We start from the raw sequence: 20,531 nt of genomic DNA, 5'->3' as shown, positions 1-20,531 counted from the left end.
GCCGGCATGATCGACGGTCGCTTCGTGGTCGACGCCCACGTCCACACCCCCCGGCTGCCCACGCTCAAACCGGCCTGGATGGACTGGGCCCGCGACTTCGCCGGCACGTACCCGTGGCGCACGGTCTACGACGACGAGGGCTCCGTGATCCCCGCCGCGATGGACGAGCTGATGGAGTCCGAGGGCGTCGACCGCGTGCTGCTGTTCTGCGAGTACAGCCCGCGCGCCACCGGCGTCCAGCCGATCGAGGACAACCTGCCGCTGGTCGCGTACAACCCTTCGCGGTTTCGGCTGGTGGCCAACGTGAACCCGCACCTGCACCACCCGCTTCGCGACGAAGTGGCCCGCCAGCTGGACCTGGGCGCGGTCGCTTTGAAGCTCCACCCCGTCCACGGCGGCTTTTCGCCCGCGGACAAGGAGCTGTACCCCGTCTACGAGCTGTGCGCTTCCCTCGGCGTGCCCGTTGTTCTGCACTCGGGCCTCTCGGTGTTCCCGGGCTCCCGCTCGAGCTTCGGCGACCCCGCCCTGCTGTCCGATGTGGTCGAGGACTTCCCGACCGTGAACTTCGTCTTCGCCCACGGCGGGCGCGGCTGGTGGTACGACACCGCGGCCTTCATGGCCCAGTCGCGCCCCAACGTCTGGCTCGACCTCGCCGGCCTGCCACCCAAGAAACTGCCGGACTACTACGCCCGCTTCGACCTCCCGCGGCTGGCCCGCAAGTGGATCTTCGGCACGGACTGGCCGGGCGTGCCGGGCACCGCGGTGAACGTCCGGTCGATCGCCGGGCTGGGACTGCCGGAGGAGACGTTGAGCGACGTACTGGCGGGCAACGCGCTGAAGCTGATGCCGGGGTTGAAGTAGCGCCGCGTGCACCGGGGTGACCTGCGGATACGCGGAGTCGCCCGATTCGGCGGTCGTTCCGGTGATCGGGAGCCGGCGGGGGTGGTCACGTCGTCTGCGTTTGCGGACGAAAGGACGTGGCATGGCCGAGGACGGGGAGTTGCGCCGGATTTCGGAGCTTGTCGTGCGTGTGGTCGCCGCCGACCCGGGCCTGCGGGCCGACGCGGAGGACGCGGGCCAGACGGCGTGGGCCGAGTTCCTCGCCCGGCCGCACACGGTGCACGACCCTTCACGTCTCGGCGCCTGGCTCACCACGGTCGCCCGCCGGCACGCCATCCGCACTGTCAGCCGCCGGGCGCGCTCCGCGGAGCTCGAGGCCGCTGCTGCCCCGGCGGGCGCCGCGGAGTCCCCGGAAACGGCGGCACTGGACAACGACGTGGCCACCGCCCTGTGGCGCACGGTCGCCGGCCTGCCGGACCGCCACCGGCGGCTCGTCTGGCTGCTGGCGCACCGGCCTGAGCTGTCGGTCCGCGAGGTCGCGGGGGAGCTGGGGATTTCGCCGAGCAGCTTGGGCAAGGTGCGGAGCCGGTGCCTCGCGGTGCTGAGGTATCGGCTGACTGCGCAGGGGTACACCTACCCGTGAGCTGCGGATGCAGCAGGCCGGGTCGGCCGCCTACCAGTGCGAAGGGCTGACCGCGGTCGGAGCGGCCTGACTGCTCGCTCGGCGGCAGGGCGGGCAAAGGCCGACATCGAGCCTCGGCCACGGGCGCGCCGACAGCAATGGGCGCGGGGTTCGGCCGAGGTGGGCGGCGCCCCTGGGATCGGGTGGTAGCGGAACGCCGGTCAACGAGCGACAGTTGTCCGTTGGACTGCGGACTCCGCCGAACAGCCTGGGCAGGTTGCGGAGCCGGAATTGGGACATCGGCTCACGGTGCAGGGCAACCCGTACCCGCGTAGGCGCCCGCCCGCGCCGGTAAAACCGCAGCTCAACGGCCTGAGATCAATCCAAGATCTCATGCAGGCACAAAACGTTCCCCTCCGAATCCGAGAACCACGCAGCCCTCTCCTGGCCCACCTGGGCCACGTGGTCGACGGTCTTCAGCCCCTCCACGTCGACGTCCTGGAACTGCACCCCACGTCGCTCCAGGAGGGTCATCTCGGCCGGCAGGTCGACGACCTCGAAGCTCAACGCGGTGTTGGGGCTTTGCGCTCCCTCGGGCATCAGGCGCAGGCCGATGGTGCCGGCACCGGCGGCGAAGTACTGGGTTCCGTCCTCGCCGGTGTTCACCGGGGCGAGGCCGAGGGAGTCGGCGTAGAAGCGGGCGGCGCGGGTGGCGTCGGACACCGGGAGCATGGTGGTGATGGTCGAGTCGGTAAGCATGTCAGCAGCATGCGCCGACCAGGCAAAACGTCGGTAGGGCGCGTTTTTCAGCCGTTGGCCGCACGCAGGGTGCGCATCGCGGCGGCGAGCGCCGCCGCATCGTCGCCCAGGGGGGTCAGGACGATGCGGCGCAGGATTTCGGCGCAGGCCGCGCGGGCCTTCAACGCCACGTCCAGACCGTGCTCGGTCAGGGAGGCGAACGTGACGCGGCGATCGTCCGGGCTGGGGATGCGGCAGATGAGGTCCGCGGCGACGAGCCGGTCGGCCACCTTGGTGAAGCCGCCGCTGGAGAGCGCCGCCTCGGTGGCCAGGCGTGTCATCGGCATGCGGTGGTCGGGCGAGCGCACGAGTCTCAGCAGGATGTCGAACGACGCGGGCGCGAGGCCGAACCGATCGGCGATCTCGCCCATCAGCTTGTCCTGCGTGGCGAGGTAGCCCTCGATCACGAGGCCCCACCAGGTCACGATCTCGTCGTCGTCCGTGCGCGGGTCAGGTGTCACGGCGCACACGCTACCGCACAGTCTCACCGGAATATATCTTGCGCGCGAGAGGTTTTGCGGGTTAGCGTGAGACACCGGCACCCGAGGAGACCCTGATGTCCATCAAAACGAGCGGGTTGCACCACGTCACCGCCATCGGCGGCAACCCCCAGCGCAACGTCGACTTCTACCTCCGGACCCTGGGGCTGCGGCTGGTGAAGACGACCGTCAACTTCGACGACCCCGGCACCTACCACCTCTACTACGGCGACCAGTCCGGCAAGCCGGGCTCGCTGATCACCTTCTTCCCCTGGTCCGACGCACCCGCCGGCCGCCTGGGCACCGGCCAGGCGACGACCACGGCGTTCTCGGTGCCGGAGACCTCACTCGGCTGGTGGCAGCAGCACCTGAAGACGCAGGGTGTGGAGACGAGCCAGATCCGCAACGCCGACAACGAGGAAACCCTGACCTTCCGCGACCCCGACGGCCTGCAGCTCGCCCTCGTCGCGCACCCGCAGGGTGACCCGCGCGACCCATGGGACACCAAGCTCGTCCCGGCGGAGAACGCCATTCGCGGCCTGCACTCCGTCACGCTCTCGGTGTCCAAAGAGGATGCCACGGCCGGCATGTTCACCGACGGGCTCGGCCTTTCCTTCCACAGCCAGGAAGGCAACCGGTTCCGTTTCGAGGCGGGCGAAGGCGGCCCGGGCGCGCTCGTCGACGTGCTCGTGACGCCGGAGGCCCCGCGCGGCCTCGTCGCCACCGGCACCGTGCACCACGTGGCGTGGCGCGCGCCCGACGAGCCGACGCAGGCGGCCTGGCGCGAGGAGCTCGTGGGCAAGGGCGTCAACGTGACGTCCATTTTGGACCGCCAGTACTTCCGCTCCATCTACTTCCGTGAGCCCGGCGGCACGCTGCTCGAAGTGGCCACGGACGCGCCCGGCTTCACCTACGACGAGCCGCTGCTCGAACTCGGCCGCGCGCTGAAGCTCCCGCCGTGGCTGGAACCGCGCCGCGACGAGATCGAGCACATGCTGCCCAAGCTGAACCTCCCCAGCGAGAACAACCCGGAGCAGAAGTGAGCACCTTCGAGCACAAGTACGCGGAAGGCGAGCCGGACCGGCCCGTGCTGCTCCTGCTGCACGGCACCGGCGGCGGCCCCGACGACCTGCTCGGCCTCGCCCGTGAGCTGAGCCCCGGCTCGGCCACGCTCGCCCCGGCCGGTCCGGTGTCGGAGTTCGGTGCGGCACGGTGGTTCCGCCGGCTCGCCGAGGGCGTCTTCGACCACGAGGACGTCGTCAGGCGCGCCAACGACCTCGCCGACTTCGTCGAGGCAGCCAGGAGCGAGTACGGCCTGCAAGACCGCCGCCTCGTCGCCGTCGGCTTCTCCAACGGTGCCAACATCGCCGCCGCCGTCACGCTGCTGCGGCCGGAAGTCCTCAAGGAAGCCGCGCTGTTCTCCGGCATGTCGCCGGTCCCGCAACCGCCCGGCCACGACCTTTCGGACACCCGCATCTTCCTCTCCAACGGCGAGCAGGACCCGATGGCCCCCTTGGCTTCCACCGAGGAGTACATCCGCTTGCTCAAGGAGCGCGGCGCCGAAGTGACCACGCACCGCCAGCCGGGCGGGCACCAGATCACGCTCGACGGCGTCCGCGCGGCCCGGGAGTGGCTCGCTCGCTAGGGTCGAGGCCATGACTCCTGGGGCACTCGAACGTGCGACGAACCTGCTGAGCACCACGATCCTGTCCGACGGTCACAACGACCTGCCGTGGGAGCTGCGGCTGCAGGGTGGACCCGACCCCGCGGCCGCGGCGGCGGCGCTCGACCTGACGGTGCGCCAGCCGTCGCTGCACACCGATTTCCCCAAGCTGGCCGACGGAAAGCTCACCATGCAGTTCTGGTCGGTCTACGTGCCGTGCCAGCTCGCGGGCGACAGCGCCGTCACCGCCGTGCTGGAGCAGATCGAGCTCGTGCACCAGCTCGCGCAGCGCTACCCCGACCGGCTCGAGCTCGTCACCACGGCCGACGAAGCCGAAGCCGCGTTCGCCGCCGGCAAGATCGCGTCGCTGCTCGGCGCCGAAGGCGGCCACAGCATCAACGAATCCCTGGGTGTGCTGCGGATCCTGCGCCGCCTCGGCGTGCGGTACATGACGCTCACGCACAACTTCAACACCCCGTGGGCCGATTCCGGCACCGACGAACCGGCGCACAACGGCCTCACCGACTTCGGCCGGGAGGTCGTCCGGACGATGAACGAGATCGGCATGCTGGTCGACCTCTCGCACGTCGCGCCGAGCACCATGCGCGCCACGCTGGAGGTGAGCACCGCGCCGGTGATCTTCAGCCACTCGTCCTGCATCGCCGTGAACGACCACCCGCGCAACATCCCCGACGACGTCCTCGCGCAGCTGCCCGGCAACGGCGGCGTCGCCATGATCACCTTCGTGCCCGCCTTCATCTCCCCGGCCGTGGCCGCGTGGGACGAGCAGCTCAAGGCCGCGATGGCCGCCGCCGGCGAGGAGTTCCTCAACCTCGGGCAGCGCAAACGCTTCGCCGAGACGTGGGACGGCCCGCCGAAGCCCCAGGCGACCGTCGCCGACGTGGTGGCGCACGTCGAGCACGCGCGAGAGGTCGCGGGCATCGACCACATCGGCCTCGGCGGCGACTACGACGGCGTCGGCACGCTCCCGGAAGGGATGGAAGACGTCTCGAAGTACCCGGTGCTGTTCGCCGCACTGATGGAACGCGGCTGGAGCGACGAGGACTGCGCGAAGCTCGCCGGCCGCAACTCGTTGCGGGTGCTGCGCGAGGTCGACCTCAAGCGCTGAGCTCAAGCACTGAAACACCGGTACTCACCCGTTAGGGTCGCAGAACCGGCGTTCCGGTGAACCCGGGCGGACAATCAGGGCATGTCCCACGCGCGAAGTGACAACCCCACTGGGGCCACGAGCCCCGGGACCCCTGAGGTGCCGGGTGTCGAGGTGCCCGGGACCGGTCCGCTCACCACTGACCCCACCACGACCTCGCCGCCCACGACCAAGAAACGCCGGCCCACCCGGGTCAGCGGGGCGTGGGCGGCGGCGATCGTGGCCATCGTGCTGCTGGCGTTCCTGCTGGTGTTCATCCTGCAGAACCTCGACAGCGTCACGGTGCACTTCCTCGGCATGGCCGGGAACCTGCCGCTCGGCATCGCGATGCTCCTGGCCGCCCTCGGCGGCATGGTGGTCATCGCGCTCGTCGGCGGAGCCCGGATCATGCAGCTGAGGAAGCAGACCAAGCGTCAGCGGCGCTGACCCGGAGCGGTCACGGTGGATGCCGCGCTCGCGACATCCACGGGGCCGATCTGCGTCAGGCGATGACCGAAACCATCTCGAGCACCGTCGCGCAAACGCTTTCGTCCCCCTTCACCGTCACGCGGTCCTCGACGTCGGCGGGTTTCACCGTGCGCGTGCACAGGCGCCAGAACGTGTCCGCGTCCGTGGTCACCGAAGCCAGCGGGCTGCGTGAGGTCGGCGCACCGCGGTCCAGCGTCCAGCCCTTCGCCGACGCGCGAGCGGTCCACTGGCCGCCGCTCGAACCCGTCACGGTGTAGCCCACTTGACGGCCGCCGCGGGTTTCGACGGCGCGCAGCGTGTGGGGCAGGGCGCGCATGAAGGTGTCCACCACCGGCGCGCGGAACTCGGGATCGTCGAGCAGCGGCGCGCCCACGGCTTCGCGGATCTGCTGCTGGTGCACCCACAGCTCGGTGTACTCGCGCGCCACGTCGAGCCACCGCGGCGCCGGCTCCGGGCCCGCCCAGGTGACGGATCCGCCCAGCTCGTCGAGGTCGTGACGCTTCCACATGTCGGTGAGCTGCGCCGTGCTGTCCACGAGCAGCGCGAACAGCACCTCGGGCGAGAGCCTGCGGCACGCGCGCACCCACTCGTCGTTGATCCGGTGCAGGAACGCCGGGAACGGCTCACCGTCGCGAGGCGCTTCGACGTGGTAGCCGTCGCGGTCCCGGGAAAGCCGCCCGAGCTTGTCGCCCAGGATGTGGGCGGCGACGTCGTGCACGGTCCAGCCGGGGCACGCCGTCGGCGCGGCCCACTGGCCGGCGTCGAGGTCCGTGAGCACGCTGACCAGGGCTTGTTCCTCACGGGCGAACAGCGGGAGGACGTCGATCGGCGGTCCCCAGGCGGTGGCGGTCATGCGCGCCATCCAACACTGGTGATCACGCCGGCCGCATCGCCTACCCGCAGGTAGCATCAGCGCGGAACACGAGGGGAGCACGCCGGTGGACAGTCAGCGACCGAACGGCCGGGGCTCGGCCGAGGACGTGGTCAACGTGGCCCGCCGCGCCGGGCAGCTGGCCGGGTGGGCCGCGCGTGCCGGGTTCGGACTCACGCGCAAGCTGCCCGGGCTCGACCAAGCCGAACGTGGGATCCGGCAGGTGGAGCGCAGCCTGCTCAGCCAGCTGCGCCGCCGCCTCGACGAGGTCGACGACCCGTACCACGCGGCGCTCACCGCGGCGTCGGCCATGAACCGCGGCGACGCGGGCGGTCGCGTGGTCGAGTCCACCGTGACGCTGGTGCCCGCGCGCGAGCACGAGGAGCCGCTGCGGGCGGCGATGGCCGAGCTGCTCAACCATTCCATCGGCTTCGGCCGCGAACGCGCGCGTGAGTACCTCTACGCGATCATCCTGCGCCAGCTCACACCCGACGAGGCCCGCATCCTCGCCGCGCTGTCCGACGGTTCGCCGTTCCCCACCGTCGACGTCGCCGAGCGCACGAACCTCGGTGGCGCGGGCCGGATCGTGCTGCGCAACGCCTCGACCGTCGGCAAGGCGGCCGGGGTGTCGCTGCCCGACCAGGTGCCCGGTTACCTCACGCGGCTGATCGGGCTGGGCCTCGTCGACCTCGACGAAGAGGTGCCGGCCCTGGAGACGCAGTACGAGATCCTCCTGACCGACGAGACCGTGCGTGAGGTGGAGAAGCAGGTGAAGCGGGTGAAGGTGATCCGCCGGACCGTGCACATCTCCCGGCTCGGGGCTCAGTTCTGGCAGGCCTGCGACCCGAGCCTGGGCTAGCGTGGGCGCCTTCCTCTCGGGCCTGCTCGACGACTTCGCCCGCCACTGGCCGCTCTACGTTTCGATCCCCGTCGTCGCCGCGCTCATCGGGTACGGCACGAAGCTCGTCGCGATCCGCATGATGTTCCAGCCCGTGGAGTTCCTCGGGATCAAGCCGTTCCTCGGCTGGCAGGGCATCGTGCCGAAACGCGCGGCGCGCATGGCGAGCATCGCGTGCGACACGATGACCGAGCAGCTGATCAAGCCGGCCGAGATCGTCGCGCGCCTCGACGCCGACCGGATCGCGCAAGAGATCGCGAAACCTCTGGAAGCGGCCGTCGAGGACATCGTGCGCGAGGTCGCCGGGCACTACCAGCCCGGTCTGTGGGAATCGCTGCCGGTGGGCGTGCAGCGGCTGGTGATCCAGCGCGTGCAGACCGAGTCGCCGCACATGGTCAAGGCCGTGCTGGAGCTCATCAAGTCCGATGTGGACAGCGTGTTCGACCTCAAGGGCATGGTCGTCACCAGCCTGGTCAAGGACAAGCGCCTGCTCAACCGGATCTTCCAGGAGGCGGGCGAGCAGGAGTTCAAGTTCATCGCGCGCTCGGGCCTGGTGTTCGGCGGGCTGATCGGCGTGATCCAGATGGTGGCGTGGGTGCTGTTCAAGTTCCCGCCGATCATGCCGATCTTCGGCCTGTTCACGGGCTGGTTCACCGACTGGCTCGCGCTGCGCATGATCTTCTACCCACTGGAGCCGAAGCGGTACTTCGGCGTGCAGTGGCAGGGCCTGTTCCTGAAGCGGCGCGCGGAGGTGGCCGAGGCGTACGGCGCGCTGATCGCCAAGGAGATCATCACGCCGCACAACGTGATCGAGGCGATCCTGCGGGGGCCGCTGTCCGATCGCGTGCTGGCGTTGATCCAGCGCCAGCTCGACGTCGAGATCGGCCGTGCGGCGAACGTCGCGAAGCCGCTGCTGGTGTTCGCCATCGGCAGCCGTCGCTACCAGGACGTGAAGTTCGCGATCTCCGAGCAGATCATGGCGCGCCTGCCCGACACGATGCGCTACATCGAGGACTACGCCACCGACGCGATGGACATCCGCAACGTGCTGGTCACCAAGATGAAGGAGCTCTCGCCCGAGGAGTTCGAGCAGCTGCTGCGCCCGGCGTTCCAGCAGGACGAGTGGATCCTCATCGCGACGGGCGCGGTACTCGGGTTTTGTGTAGGGGAGGGCCAAGTTCTGCTGCTGGAGCACCTCGCCTCCTGAGCGCGCCGCTAGGGTGCTGCTGTCGGGACGGCACGTCGAGGGGCGCGGCATGGGCGAGGGAGCGGCTCCGTGGCCGCAGGAGATCCGGCTCGCGATGACCATGGTCGGGGGCGCGAGCCTGGCCGTGTGGATGAGCGGGGTGGCCACCGAGACGTCGGCGCTGCTGCAGGCGTCGCGCTCGGCCGGGTCGGCCGGTGGGTACCGGAAGCTGCTCGACCTGCTGCGGGCGAAGGTGCGCCTCGACGTGCTCACCGGTACGAGCGCCGGCGGCGTGGGCGCGGCGGGGCTGGGGCTGGCGGAGGCGTTCCGGTCGTCGCCCGCGCCGATGCGTGACGCGCTGCTGGCCGACGCGTCGCTGGCGAACCTGATCCGCGACCCGAAGGAGGCGCAGCCGCGGTCGCTGCTCGACGGCGACCAGTTCCTGGGCTGCCTCGACGGCGCGTTCCGCGCGATCGTCTCCGGGGGCACCACGCCGGCCGAGCCGCCGGACATGACGCTGCTGCTGCCCGGCACGATGATCGACGGCGAGACCGTGCGTTACGACGACGCGCTCGGCAACCTCGTGCGCGACACCGAGCACCGCATGCTGTTCCGCTTCGTCGGTCCACTGTGGAACAACCAGGTCACGGCACCGCTCGCGCTGGCGGTGCGCTCGACCGCTTCGTTCCCCGGCGCGTTCGAGCTGGCGCGGCTGCCCGTCGGCCCCCGGGTCGCGGACCGGCTGCACCCGGACATGACGGACTACACCGAGCTCACGCGCTCGCACTGGCTCACCGACGGCGGCGTGCTCGTGAACAAGCCGCTGCGCCCGGCGTTGCGGGAGATCTTCGACCTGCCGTCTTCGTCGGACGTGCGGCGGCTGCTGCTCTACGTGGTGCCCACCGTGGAGGCCGAGGCGGCCGCGGTGCCGGTGGACCCGGCGAACCCGCCGCTGCTGGGCGCGGCGCTGGCGAAGGTCGTCTCGACGGTGATCAACCAGACGATCAGCTCCGACCTGGAGGAGCTCACCGCGCACAACGACGCCGTGGTCGCCACCCGTGACACCCGTGTTTCCCTTGCCGCGCTGGGGCTTCGCGGCGGCGAGCTGGTGGACCACCGCGTGATGGCGGCCTACCTCGACCGGCGGGTCGCCGAGGACGCGGCCGAGCTGGTGCGCACGGCCACGCGGTACTACGCGTTGTCCACTGTGGATAGTAAGGACAACGGCTGGGCCAAGGGGATGTCGACGGAGCTGCGCGCGGTGGCCGCCGAAGGTCTCCGGCACGGCATGCCGGCGAAGGCGCCGGGCGCCGTGTGCCAGGTCGAGGACCTCGCCGCCTTCCGCACCACGGCGCTCGACGACTCCGTCGCCACGGGCCTGCAGCTGGTGAACGCCGCGTTCCACCTGTGCCCGGACGAGCAGCAGGCCGCGACACTCAACGACGTCCGCGCACGGCTGCACGCGGCGCGCAGCAAGGCCGCGCGGGGCATCCGCATCTCGCCCTGGGTGGCGAAGCACGAACCACCGGCCGCGGGCACGTCGGCGGCCGACTGGATCGCCCAGCTGGCCCGGGAGTGGGCCCAGCTGGGCAAGTCGGCCGCGCTGCGCGAAGCCTGGCCACTGGTCACCGCCGCCCTCCGCGACGCGGCGCCGGTGCTGCGCGAACTGGCGAGCGACCCCCTGGCGACGGCAGCGGTGCTGAAGATGAACGGACAGGCGCCCGCGCCTGCGGGGATCAAGCTGGAGCCGGAGGTCGCCGGCCGGGTGGCCGAGGCCGTCGACACCGTCACGACGCTGGTCGGCTGGTTCGGCCTGGCCGACGATCCGGCTCTGGCCCCGGCTCGGTCCGGGGCCTGGGCGCAGCCCACGGTCGCAGTGCAGCCCGAGGATCCGGCGCATCCCGAGGTGGCAGCCCAGCCCGCTGTCGCAACGCAGCCGAAGGACCCGGCGCGTTCCGACGACTCGGCGCAGTCGGTGGTCGCGGCGCGTCCCGGCGAGGCTGCGCAGTTCGCGGTCGCAGGGCAACCGAAGGACCCCGCGCGGCCGAAGGACCCCGCCCAGCCCGAGGACCCAGCCCAGCCCGAGGACTCGGCGCGGTCGGCGGTCGCGGCGCGCCCCGAGGTCGCGGTGCAGCCCGAGGATCCGGCGCATCCCGAGGTGGCAGCCCAGCCGAAGGACCCGGCGCATCCAGAGGACCTGGCGCAGCCCACGGTCGCAGTGCAGCCCGAGGACCCAGCGCACCCCGAGGCGGCCCAGCCCGCAAACCCGGCGCAGCCTGCGGCCGCGGCGCAGTCCACGAACCCGGCCCACCCCGGCAGCGACCGCACCCTCATGTCTCGCCTGATCCTCCTGCACGTCGCCACCCGGGGTCTGCTCGCGCAGCCGCCGTCGGTCGATCAGCGGGTGGACCTCGTGCAGGTCAGCGCCGATTCGCGGACGCTGCTCGACCTGGGCCGCCGGCGCGGCTGGGACAAGCTCACCGGCCTGCAGGCGGACTACTTCGGCGCGTTCTACAAGTCCTCGTGGCGCGCGAACGACTGGATGTGGGGCCGGGTCGACGCCGTCGGCTGGCTCGTGCAGTGCCTGCTCGACCCGCACCGGCTGCGGCTGCTGCGCAACGTCGTCGGCCCGGACGCGTTCCGTGCGGAGGTGCGCGAGGCGTTCCAGGCGGTCGGCTGGCAGCTGCCGAGCGTCGCCGACAACGTGGCGGCCGCCGACGTGCAGTCGCTCGTCGCGCAGCTCGGCGAGGAGCTCGCCTTCCTGGGCCTCGACGCCCAGCTGGCCGACGTGGCGTTCACCGACGATCTGCCGACGAGCCTGCCGGTGACGTCGATGGTGCTCGCGCGTGGTCGCCAGCTGGAGATCGCGCGTGAGGAGCTGCCGGTCGTCGCCGAACAGGCCGCCGACGACGCGGCCGAGGGCAACGGCAAGCCGTCCGCGGCCTTCCGCGCGGTCATGGCCACGCCGCCCGCGGACGACGCCGCGACGCAACGCGCGTTCCAGGCCTGCCAGGTCTCCGCCGAACGCTTCGAAGGCGAACGCGGCACGATGCTGCTCACCAAGACGCTGGTGAAGGCCGGTGCGACCGGCGTCAACGCCGCCGCCGGCGCCACCCGCGTGCCGACGTCGCTGCAGCCCGCCGCGAAGGTGGCCCAGGCGACCGGGCGCAGCGCGTGGTGGGTCACGCAGGGCGCGACGAGGCTCGGCCGGCCGTGGAACCTCATCGCGGCCGCTGTGACGGCCGTGGCCGGTCTCGTGCTGGGCGGCAACGGCGGCGAGGTGCTGCAGTGGGTCGGCCCGCCCGTGGCGGCGGGAGCGGTCGTGTTCCTCGTGGTGAGCCTGCTGACGCTGAAACGCACGTGGCGCATGGTGCTCACGCTGCTGTGTGTGCTCGTGGTGGCGGCGTTGCTGTTCGCGGCTTTCCTGCCGCCGCTGGCGCAGCCGTTGTTCGGCTGGCTCGGTACCGTGGTCGCGGGCTGGCGCCGCGGCGAGGCACCCGTGTGGTGGCTGCTCGTGGTGCTGCTGCTCGTGCTGCCCGCCGTGTGGACGCCGATCGCGGCGCTGCGCCGGCGGACGCCGCGCAAACCGGCCAAGAACACGCAGCGGGGCTGACCGAACACCGGCGGGACGCGCCGGGTGAGCAGGCGCTGAGTTCGTCCGTCTTGCGCCGAACCGCCCGAGGCGTCATGGTCGGGGGAGACGCGGCCGCTCACCTGGGTGGGTGGCCCAGAAGCACGTCATGCCCAGCCAAGCCGTCGATCAAACGTGTTTGTGGGGCTCCTCACCGGGGTATCCGCGTTGCCGCAGGTGAGCGGCGTGCACGTGGTCCGCATCGCTGGCGGCAGGAAAATTCTCTGTTACGTTTCCTGAGTATGTCCGGAAAGCACTTGATCGAATCCCCGACCAAGGCCGATGGCGCCGCCCTCTGGCGAATCGCGCGCGATTCGCAGAAGCTTGATCTCAACTCTCCGTATGCATACCTGCTGTGGTGTCGCGATTTCGCAGAGAGTTCGGTGGTCGCCCGAGTCGACGGCGAGGTGGTGGGTTTCGTCATCGCCTACCGGAGGCCGTCCGAGCCCGACGTCGCGCTCGTGTGGCAGGTCGCGGTCGACTCTTCACAGCGCGGGAAAGGCCTGGCCGGGCAGCTGCTCGACGCCTTGTACACCCGACTGATCGACGACGGGGTGCGTTTCCTCGAAACCACGATCACCCCTGACAACGAGGCTTCGATCCGCCTCTTCGCGTCGTTCGCGAAGCGGTGGAACGCCGCGCTGGAGAGCAGCAGGCTGTTCGAAGCCGAAGATTTCCCGGAAGATGGGGAAGGTGGGCACCAGCCCGAGAACCTTTACCGTATCGGTCCGTTGATCCGTCAATAAGCCGTCAATTTCGGGGCGAGTAGGAGCAGAGAAACGTCATGAGCATCTTCGAAGAGCTCGAATCGGAAGTCCGCAGTTACAGCAGGGGGTGGCCGGTCGTCTTCGACCGTGCGCAGGGCAGCTGGCTGTACGACGAGGACGGCAAGGCCTACCTCGATTTCTTCGCGGGTGCCGGCGCGCTGAACTACGGCCACAACAACCCGAAGCTCAAAGCCGCTCTGATCGACTACATCCAGCGCGACGGCGTGACCCACGCGCTCGACATGTTCACTGTGGCCAAGCGCGATTTCCTGGAGACCTTCCAGGAGAAGATCCTCAAGCCGCGCGAGCTGGACTACAAGATCGTCTTCCCGGGCCCCGGTGGCGCCAACGCGGTGGAAGCCGCGCTGAAGCTCGCCCGCAAGGTGACCGGCAAGGAGTCGGTCATCAACTTCACCAACGCGTTCCACGGCATGACGCTGGGTGCGCTGTCGGTCACCGGCAACTCGATGAAGCGCGGCGGCGCGGGTATCCCGCTCGTGCACGCAACGCCGATGCCGTACGACCGCTACTTCGACGGCACGATCCCCGACTTCCTCTACTTCGAGAAGCTGCTCGAAGACTCCGGCAGCGGCCTGAACGAGCCCGCGGCCGTGATCGTGGAGGGCGTGCAGGGCGAGGGCGGCATCAACGCCGCGCGCCTCGCCTGGCTCAAGGGCCTCTCGGACCTGTGCGAGAGCCACGGCATCCTGCTGATCCTCGACGACGTGCAGATGGGCTGCGGCCGCACCGGCCCGTTTTTCAGCTTCGAGGACGCGGGCATCAAGCCCGACATCGTCTGCCTGTCGAAGTCCATCGGCGGTTACGGCATCCCGATGGCGCTCACGCTCATCAAGCCGGAGCTCGACGTCTGGGAGCCGGGTGAGCACAACGGCACGTTCCGCGGCATCAGCCCCGCGTTCGTGACCGCCACCGAGGCGATCAACCTCTACTGGAGCGACGACGAGCTCGAGAAGTCCACGAAGGCCAAGGGCGAGCGCATCGCCGCCGCTTTCAAGGACATCGTGGAGGCGTACCCGGACGCCAACCTGGTGGCGAAGGGCCGCGGCCTCGCGCGCGGCATCGAGTTCACAGGAGGCGACCTGGCCGGCGCCGTGTGCAAAGAAGCGTTCCAGCGCGGCCTGCTGATGGAGACCTCCGGGCCCGACGGAGAGGTCATGAAGCTGCTGCCGCCGCTGACGCTGACCGACGACGAGCTCACGCAGGGCTTGTCGATCATCGACGATTCCATCGCGGCCGTCCTCAAGTAATCCCGCACGACAGGTAAGGAGCGACCTTTGCTGGTCCGTACTCTCGACGAAGTCACCGACACCGACGCCGACATCAAGACGCCCAATTGGCGCAGCAAGCGCATCATGCTGGCCAAGGACGGCCTGGGCTTCTCGGTGCACGAGACAACGCTGTACGCGGGCACGGTGAACGATTTCTGGTACGCCAACCACATCGAGGCGGTGTTCATCACCTCCGGCGAGGGCGAGGTGGAGAACAAGGCGACCGGTGAGGTCTTCCCGCTGGCGCCGGGCACCATCTACGTGCTCAACGACTCCGACAAGCACCAGGTCCGGCCCAAGACCGAGATCAAGTGCGTGTGCGTGTTCAACCCGCCGGTCACCGGCCGCGAGGTGCACGACGAGAACGGCGTGTACCCGCTCATCACCGAAGAATCCGCCTGAGCCTTCCCGGCTGCTGCCGCGCCACCACCACCCCGACAGAAAGAACGCGAGAACCAGGAGGCGAGCAACTGTGACGCTGATGGACACCCGGGTCGAGGACGGTTACCCGACCCGGATCACCGGTACGCCGGAGCAACTTCCGCGCGTGCACCCCACGGTGTGGGGTACCGAGGCAGACGGTCCCATCGACGCCGCGACCCTGGCCAACCACGAGGCCAAGGGCTACACCGTCGACGAGGGCCTGCTCTCGCCCGGTGAGGTCCAGACGTACTGGCAGGAGCTCGTGCGGCTGTCTTCCGACCAGGAGCTGCGCGCCGACGAGCGGGTGATCACCGAGGCGAGGACCGGCGAGGTCCGGTCGATCTTCGACGTCCACGTGATTTCGGAGCTCATCGCGGAGCTCGTGCGCGACCCGCGGGTCCTCGACCGGGCCCGGCAGATGCTGGGGTCCGACGTCTACGTCCACCAGAGCCGCGTGAACTACATGCCGGGCTTCAAGGGCACGGGGTTCTACTGGCACTCGGACTTCGAGACGTGGCACGCCGAGGACGGCATGCCGACACCGCGGGCCGTGAGCTGCTCGATCGCGCTCACGGACAACTACCCGTACAACGGCGGGCTCATGGTCATGCCGGGCTCGCACCGCACGTTCGTGCAGTGCGCGGGCGAGACGCCGGACGACAACTACAAGAGCTCGCTCAAGGACCAGCGCGTGGGGGTGCCGGCCGAGGACGACATCACGAAGATGGCGGCCGAGTACGGCATCGACCAGTTCACCGGCGCGGCGGGCACGGCGCTGTGGTTCGACTCCAATGTGATGCACGGGTCGTCGAACAACATCACGCCGTACCCGCGCTCGAACATCTTCCTGGTGTTCAACAGCGTCGAGAACGCGCTGCAGGAACCCTTCGCGGCCAGCAGCCCGAGGCCGTCGTTCATCGCCGGCCGCGACGCCACCCCGGTGCGCCGGTGACGAGGGTTACCCCGGCGCGGCGGCGGGTCGCCGGTAGCCGTGGATGTGCGCCCTGTTACTTTGTCGCCACTCCGCACGGGCCTCGTGGGTCCGCCGCGGAGGAGCTGTCCGTGGCAGTCCGGGTTCTTCGCTCGGGGTGAGCCCACCCGTCCCGCCCGGACAGCATTGAGGTCGGGTGGACCGCGCCCCCTGGCGGCCCAGCCGACGTCACCGAGTCCGGCCCCGCACCATCAGATCGGGACTGATGGTGCGGGGCCGGATTCGTTTTGCCCGGGGGCGCCTCTGTTACGACATTCGGGCTGCGGCCGCTGCTCGGGCGGGAAAACCGTGCGCACAGCCGGTGAAACAGCGCCTGACACGCGGGTGTCCGGCGTGTGGAGTTCACGAAAGAGTTGTGTCTGTCCGCTCATCACCACGGTAGGTTGTGCCTCCTGGCGGGGGAGACGCCGGAACCAACCCGGGGAGGTGCGCGCGAGCATGGCCGAAAACGCGGGCGCGCACGTGCAGCTGCTCGGCCCCGTCACCCTGCTCGACGGTGCACGTGCAGTTTCCATCGGCGGTCCCGGCGTGAAAGGGTTGCTCGCGCTGCTGGCGTTGAAGGTCGGCAAGGTCGTGCCGCTCGAGGAGATCATCGACGCCCTGTGGGGCCACGACCCGCCGGCCACCGCGCGGACGATCGTGCACGGCAACGTCTCGCACCTGCGCCGCGTGCTGCGCGACCTGGGCGGTGACTCCGTCGCGGAGATCCTCACGAGCCCGCCGGGCTACCAGCTGGCCGTGGATCCGGCGCGCATCGACGTGCACCGCGCCCGGGCCCTGCTGGACCGCGCCGTGCTGGAGCCGCCGGAGCACGCGTCGACGTTGCTGGGTTCGGCTTTGGCTCTGTGGCGAGGACCGGCGCTGTCCGGCGTGCCCGATTCGGTGCGTGCGCCCGAACTGGAGGACCTGCGCCTCGCGATCCACGGCGCGCGCGTGGACGCCGACCTGGAGCTGGGCCGCCACAACGAGCTGATCGTGGAGCTCAGCCCGCTCGTGCGCGCCGACCCGCTGGCCGAGCGCACGGCCGGGCAGCTCATGCGCGCGCTCTACTACGCCGGCCGCCGGGGCGACGCGCTGGAGCTCTACCGCACCGTCTCGCGCGCCACGCTGCGCACGCTCGGCGTCGAACCGGGCGGCGACCTGCGGTGGCTGCACGAGCGCGTGCTCAACGACGATCTGGACGTCGCCGTCCCCCAAATCGCCGGTCCGGTGAAAGCGCCTTCACAGCTGCCCGCCGCGGTGCCTTCGCTCGCCGGCCGCGACGCCGAGCTGGCGTGGCTGGACGGCCTCGCGGAGACCGGCGAGAGCACCGTCGCCGTGGTGTCCGGGACGGCGGGCGTCGGCAAGAGCGCGCTGGTCGTGTGGTGGGCCCACCACACGGCCGAGAGGTTCCCGGACGGCGTGTTGTTCGCTTCTCTGCACGGTTTCGACCCGCGGCACGCGCCGCTGGAGCCCGCGGAGCTGCTCACGCAGTTCCTGCTGGGCCTGGGCGTCGCGACGGGGGACGTGCCGGAGCAGCTGCACGAACGCGTCGCGCTGTACCGCTCGCTCATCGCGGGCCGCCGCATGCTGGTGCTGCTCGACGACGCGCGTTCGGCCGAGCAGGTGCGGCCGTTGCTGCCGCCGGGTTCGCGGTCGATGACCGTGGTGACGAGCCGGTCGAAGCTCGAAGGCCTGGCCGTGTCCAACGCGGCGCGGCTGCGTGTTTTGGGCACTTTGGCACCCGACGACGCGGTGCGCCTGATCGAAGAGCTGGCCGGGCCCGCGGACTTCGACCTGAACCACGCCCTGGCGCGCTTGTGCGGCTACCTGCCGCTGGCCCTGCGCATCGCCGGCGCGCGCTTGTCGGCCAGTCCACAGTGGACCGCGCAGGACCTGGTCGACGAGCTGGGCAACGAACGCACCCGCCTCGCCGCCCTGGAGGTCGACGGCGCGGACGACGGCGTGCGTGCCGCGTTCGACGTCTCGTTCCGCGGCCTCCCTTCGGACCTGGCGCGCCTCCTGCTGCAGCTCGGCGTTCTGCCCGTGCGCCGGGTCGGCCCGCACCTGGCGGCCGCGGTGGCGGCCATGCCCGTCGACCGCGCGCGCCGCGCCCTGCGCACCCTGGCGGCGCACAACCTGCTGACCGAGACGGCCCGCGACGTCTTCGCACCCCACGACCTGGTGCGGCTCTACCTGAGGGACCTCGCGGAGTCCGAACTGGACAGTAATTCGACGGAAGCGGTCCTGGTCCGCGCGGTGCGCTTTTACCAGGCCGCCTCCGACACGGCCCGCCGCCGCATGCTGCGCATCGTCGACCCGCTCGACCTGACCGGCCTCCTGCCCGCCGACGCCCTCCCGGCCCTGCGCACGTTCGACGAGGCCCAGGACTGGTTCGAGGCCGAGTGGCCCAACCTCCTGGCGGTCCTGGACGCCGCGTACTCCGCCGCGTGGTACGGCGACGTCTGGCGCCTCGCCCGGGTTTCGCACACCTACCGCGTGGTCTGTCCCCTGCTGGACGAGTGGACCCGCTTGGTCGACCTGGGCCTGGCCGCCGCCGAAGCTTCCGGCGAAATCCTCGGCCAGTGCTGGATGCTCATCTCGCGCTGCGCCATCGCCCTGACCTTCGAGCTGCCCGAGGTCAACCCCGCCGACGCCGAACGCGCCCTGGACCTCGCCGTGCAGCTCGGCGACAAACGCTCCATCACCGTCGCCAACATCCACCTCGGCAGCGTCCTGTCCCTGCTCTCCCGCCACGACGAAGCCATCTCCCGCCTGCTGGAGGCCGTCGCCGAAACCGAGCGCACCGGCGACCTCGAGCTGCGCGGCCAGGCGCTCAACAACTGCGCCGAGACGGAGAAGCGCGCCGGCCGCTTCGAAGCGGCGGTGGCTCACGAACTGGCCTCACTGGCGATCGACCGGGAGCTCGGCAACGACAGCTACGCGGTCGTGTCGCTGAACAACCTGGCCGACTTGTCGCAGCGCTTGGGCGATTCGGCGATGGCCTCCCGCTATGCGTGGGAGGGGATCGACCTCGCGCAGGCCAGGGGGTTCGACCTGCACGAGGCGATCCTCCGGGTGACCCTGGCGCGGATCTTCCGGTCGGCACCTTCGACCGAGGGGTTGGCTCGGGAGCAGTACGCCCTGGCGGCGGTGCTGTACGGGCGGGTGAATCCGGCCCAGGTGCCGGAGGTGCAGGGGGAGGCTGCTGAGCTGGAGGGTGCGGGAATGGAGGGTGTTGAGCTGGAGTGAGTGGTTGAGCCGATTGACTGATTTGGCCGATTAGTCGGTTTGCTGGGCTGCTTTGGCGTGTGATTTTGAGGGCTTGGCTCTGGCGAGTTGGCTCCGGTCGCTGGTTCAGAGGGCTTGCTGCGGCCCGTTCGGCGGCTGGGCGCGTGCCCTGGCTCTGGTCGCCGGTTCGATCTTGTCGGCGGCGTTTCGGCGTGCCTCCCGGCTCTTCTCCGAAGTTGTCCACACCCATCCTGGAGTTGTGGACAACTCGCTCCCTCAACGGCTTGGCCAGCGTTTTTGTCGGAGGTCGCCGATAGAATGGAGCTGGGGACGCCCCCCTCGGGAGGGCGGGGGCTGTCTGTCGGGGCAGGAGGGGTGGCCCCTTGGGGGCGCAGCCGGGAGCCGGAGGGCTGCCGGGTGGTGGGGGTAGGTGGCCGGCGGGGTGCGGAGATCAGTTGAAGATCGGTCCGCGAGCTGATGCGCAACAGGTTTCTTGCACAGTGTTCACCCACGTTTTCGCAGGTCGGGGATACCCTGGCTGGGCATACTTAGTGGTTTCTTAGCGTCCAGGGGGGTGGGCCGCGTAGGGTCGTAGTCGGTGCCGGCGGAGCCCTAGGGGAGGGGCAGGCTGTGAAGCCGGCGTCGCGGGTCCGCGGTCGCGTGCGGCGGGTCCGGAAGAGTCGCCAGGAGCGGCTCGGTGGCGGTTGGCCGGCCGACTTGGGGGTAGGCCGGCCGGCCGCCAGGCCCTGAGGTGGCGGGAGCACCCGGGCAGTCATTCGAGTGGTTGCACCTCTCGTCGCCCAGTGAGTCGACTGCCGCGGTCGAGACAGCCTGAACTGCGCTGCCAAGTCGCTGCCCCGAGCGATCCCGTGCTGCGGAGGCCGACGGGCTGGTCGAGTGCCATCGCGTCGGGTCGTCGAACTGGTGCGGTTGACGTAGTGCCGACGCTCGGCTCTCTGAGCAGCCTGGCGTTGGTGAAGACCAGCCGGCTTGATCAAATCTCCAACGCACTAGCGCCGGCACCGATCCAGGGCCGCCGCTGGTGCGCCCCCGGTCGCCTCGTTTGCGCCAGATCGGCGCGCGGACTGCGTTCGGCAACGATTGCCCAGGGGCGGCCAACGCCGGCCGTGCTGGGCTGCTGAGCGGCCCACGGCCGGCAAACCAACCCCACCTGCCGAGTTGGCGACGCATGTCTGCGCTGGCAGCCGAATGGCTGGCAGGACCCGA

The 20,531-nt window shown here is 70.3% G+C and carries 17 protein-coding genes; 14 read left to right on the top strand and 3 right to left on the bottom strand.

Going from position 1 to position 20,531, the window contains the following annotated elements:
• Positions 1–6 precede the first annotated feature (6 nt).
• Entirely contained in the window at positions 7–861 is an 855-nt protein-coding gene (locus AB0K15_RS15395) for an amidohydrolase family protein (protein ID WP_364049783.1), read from the top strand.
• A 121-nt stretch (positions 862–982) separates the two neighbouring features.
• Complete coding sequence (locus AB0K15_RS15390; RefSeq protein ID WP_364049781.1) at positions 983–1,483, top strand: sigma-70 family RNA polymerase sigma factor; 501 nt, start codon at positions 983–985, stop codon at positions 1,481–1,483.
• A 357-nt stretch (positions 1,484–1,840) separates the two neighbouring features.
• Here the strand turns inward: AB0K15_RS15390 and AB0K15_RS15385 are convergent, their stop codons facing one another.
• Both AB0K15_RS15385 and AB0K15_RS15380 read right to left on the bottom strand, forming a co-directional pair.
• Positions 1,841–2,221, bottom strand: a complete 381-nt coding sequence (locus tag AB0K15_RS15385; RefSeq protein WP_364049779.1) for a VOC family protein — start codon at positions 2,219–2,221, stop codon at positions 1,841–1,843.
• A gap of 47 nt (positions 2,222–2,268) precedes the next feature.
• Complete coding sequence (locus AB0K15_RS15380) at positions 2,269–2,721, bottom strand: MarR family transcriptional regulator (RefSeq protein WP_364049777.1); 453 nt, start codon at positions 2,719–2,721, stop codon at positions 2,269–2,271.
• A 95-nt stretch (positions 2,722–2,816) separates the two neighbouring features.
• Here AB0K15_RS15380 and AB0K15_RS15375 point away from each other — a divergent pair, with 95 nt between their 5' ends.
• From AB0K15_RS15375 to AB0K15_RS15360, 4 genes are all read left to right on the top strand, one after another.
• Positions 2,817–3,782 carry a ring-cleaving dioxygenase gene (locus AB0K15_RS15375; RefSeq protein WP_364049775.1) on the top strand — a complete coding sequence of 322 codons (966 nt, stop codon included), beginning with the start codon at positions 2,817–2,819 and terminating at the stop codon, positions 3,780–3,782.
• Positions 3,779–4,384, top strand: coding sequence for an alpha/beta hydrolase (locus AB0K15_RS15370; protein ID WP_364049773.1), 606 nt, complete (start codon positions 3,779–3,781; stop codon positions 4,382–4,384). The genes AB0K15_RS15375 and AB0K15_RS15370 overlap by 4 nt, the downstream gene beginning before the upstream one ends.
• Before the next feature lie 10 nt (positions 4,385–4,394).
• Positions 4,395–5,531 (top strand): dipeptidase, encoded by a 1,137-nt coding sequence (locus AB0K15_RS15365; RefSeq protein WP_364049771.1) that lies wholly within the window; start codon positions 4,395–4,397, stop codon positions 5,529–5,531.
• A gap of 81 nt (positions 5,532–5,612) precedes the next feature.
• Positions 5,613–5,996 carry a lipopolysaccharide assembly protein LapA domain-containing protein gene (locus AB0K15_RS15360; protein WP_364049769.1) on the top strand — a complete coding sequence of 128 codons (384 nt, stop codon included), beginning with the start codon at positions 5,613–5,615 and terminating at the stop codon, positions 5,994–5,996.
• A 55-nt stretch (positions 5,997–6,051) separates the two neighbouring features.
• On the opposite strand, the gene AB0K15_RS15355 is transcribed toward AB0K15_RS15360, so the two are convergent.
• Positions 6,052–6,900, bottom strand: coding sequence for a maleylpyruvate isomerase family mycothiol-dependent enzyme (locus tag AB0K15_RS15355; RefSeq protein ID WP_364049767.1), 849 nt, complete (start codon positions 6,898–6,900; stop codon positions 6,052–6,054).
• Positions 6,901–6,976: 76 nt separating this feature from the next.
• Here AB0K15_RS15355 and AB0K15_RS15350 point away from each other — a divergent pair, with 76 nt between their 5' ends.
• The 8 genes from AB0K15_RS15350 to AB0K15_RS15315 all read left to right on the top strand — a co-directional run bounded on the left by AB0K15_RS15350 (position 6,977) and on the right by AB0K15_RS15315 (position 19,325).
• Positions 6,977–7,768, top strand: a complete 792-nt coding sequence (locus AB0K15_RS15350; RefSeq protein ID WP_364049765.1) for an Abi-alpha family protein — start codon at positions 6,977–6,979, stop codon at positions 7,766–7,768.
• A gap of 1 nt (position 7,769) precedes the next feature.
• Positions 7,770–9,014, top strand: a complete 1,245-nt coding sequence (locus tag AB0K15_RS15345) for a DUF445 domain-containing protein (RefSeq protein ID WP_364049763.1) — start codon at positions 7,770–7,772, stop codon at positions 9,012–9,014.
• Between the two features lie 49 nt (positions 9,015–9,063).
• On the top strand, positions 9,064–12,606 hold the full coding sequence (locus AB0K15_RS15340; RefSeq protein ID WP_364049761.1) for a patatin-like protein: 3,543 nt from the start codon (positions 9,064–9,066) through the stop codon (positions 12,604–12,606).
• 260 nt (positions 12,607–12,866) lie between these two features.
• Positions 12,867–13,370 carry a diaminobutyrate acetyltransferase gene (ectA, locus tag AB0K15_RS15335; protein ID WP_364049759.1) on the top strand — a complete coding sequence of 168 codons (504 nt, stop codon included), beginning with the start codon at positions 12,867–12,869 and terminating at the stop codon, positions 13,368–13,370.
• Positions 13,371–13,408: 38 nt separating this feature from the next.
• Positions 13,409–14,659, top strand: a complete 1,251-nt coding sequence (gene ectB, locus AB0K15_RS15330; protein WP_364049757.1) for a diaminobutyrate--2-oxoglutarate transaminase — start codon at positions 13,409–13,411, stop codon at positions 14,657–14,659.
• Positions 14,660–14,686: 27 nt separating this feature from the next.
• Positions 14,687–15,082 carry an ectoine synthase gene (locus AB0K15_RS15325; protein ID WP_364049755.1) on the top strand — a complete coding sequence of 132 codons (396 nt, stop codon included), beginning with the start codon at positions 14,687–14,689 and terminating at the stop codon, positions 15,080–15,082.
• 70 nt (positions 15,083–15,152) lie between these two features.
• A complete protein-coding gene (gene thpD / locus AB0K15_RS15320; protein ID WP_364049753.1) occupies positions 15,153–16,055 on the top strand; it encodes an ectoine hydroxylase in 903 nt (300 codons plus the stop codon).
• A 477-nt stretch (positions 16,056–16,532) separates the two neighbouring features.
• A complete protein-coding gene (locus tag AB0K15_RS15315; RefSeq protein ID WP_364049751.1) occupies positions 16,533–19,325 on the top strand; it encodes a BTAD domain-containing putative transcriptional regulator in 2,793 nt (930 codons plus the stop codon).
• The last annotated feature ends 1,206 nt before the right edge of the window (positions 19,326–20,531 follow it).

Source organism: Amycolatopsis sp. NPDC049253, assembly GCF_040678995.1.
Classification (GTDB): domain Bacteria; phylum Actinomycetota; class Actinomycetes; order Mycobacteriales; family Pseudonocardiaceae; genus Amycolatopsis.
The sequence above is the reverse complement of the archived record's forward strand: the minus strand, read 5'-3'. Positions and strand labels throughout refer to the sequence as shown.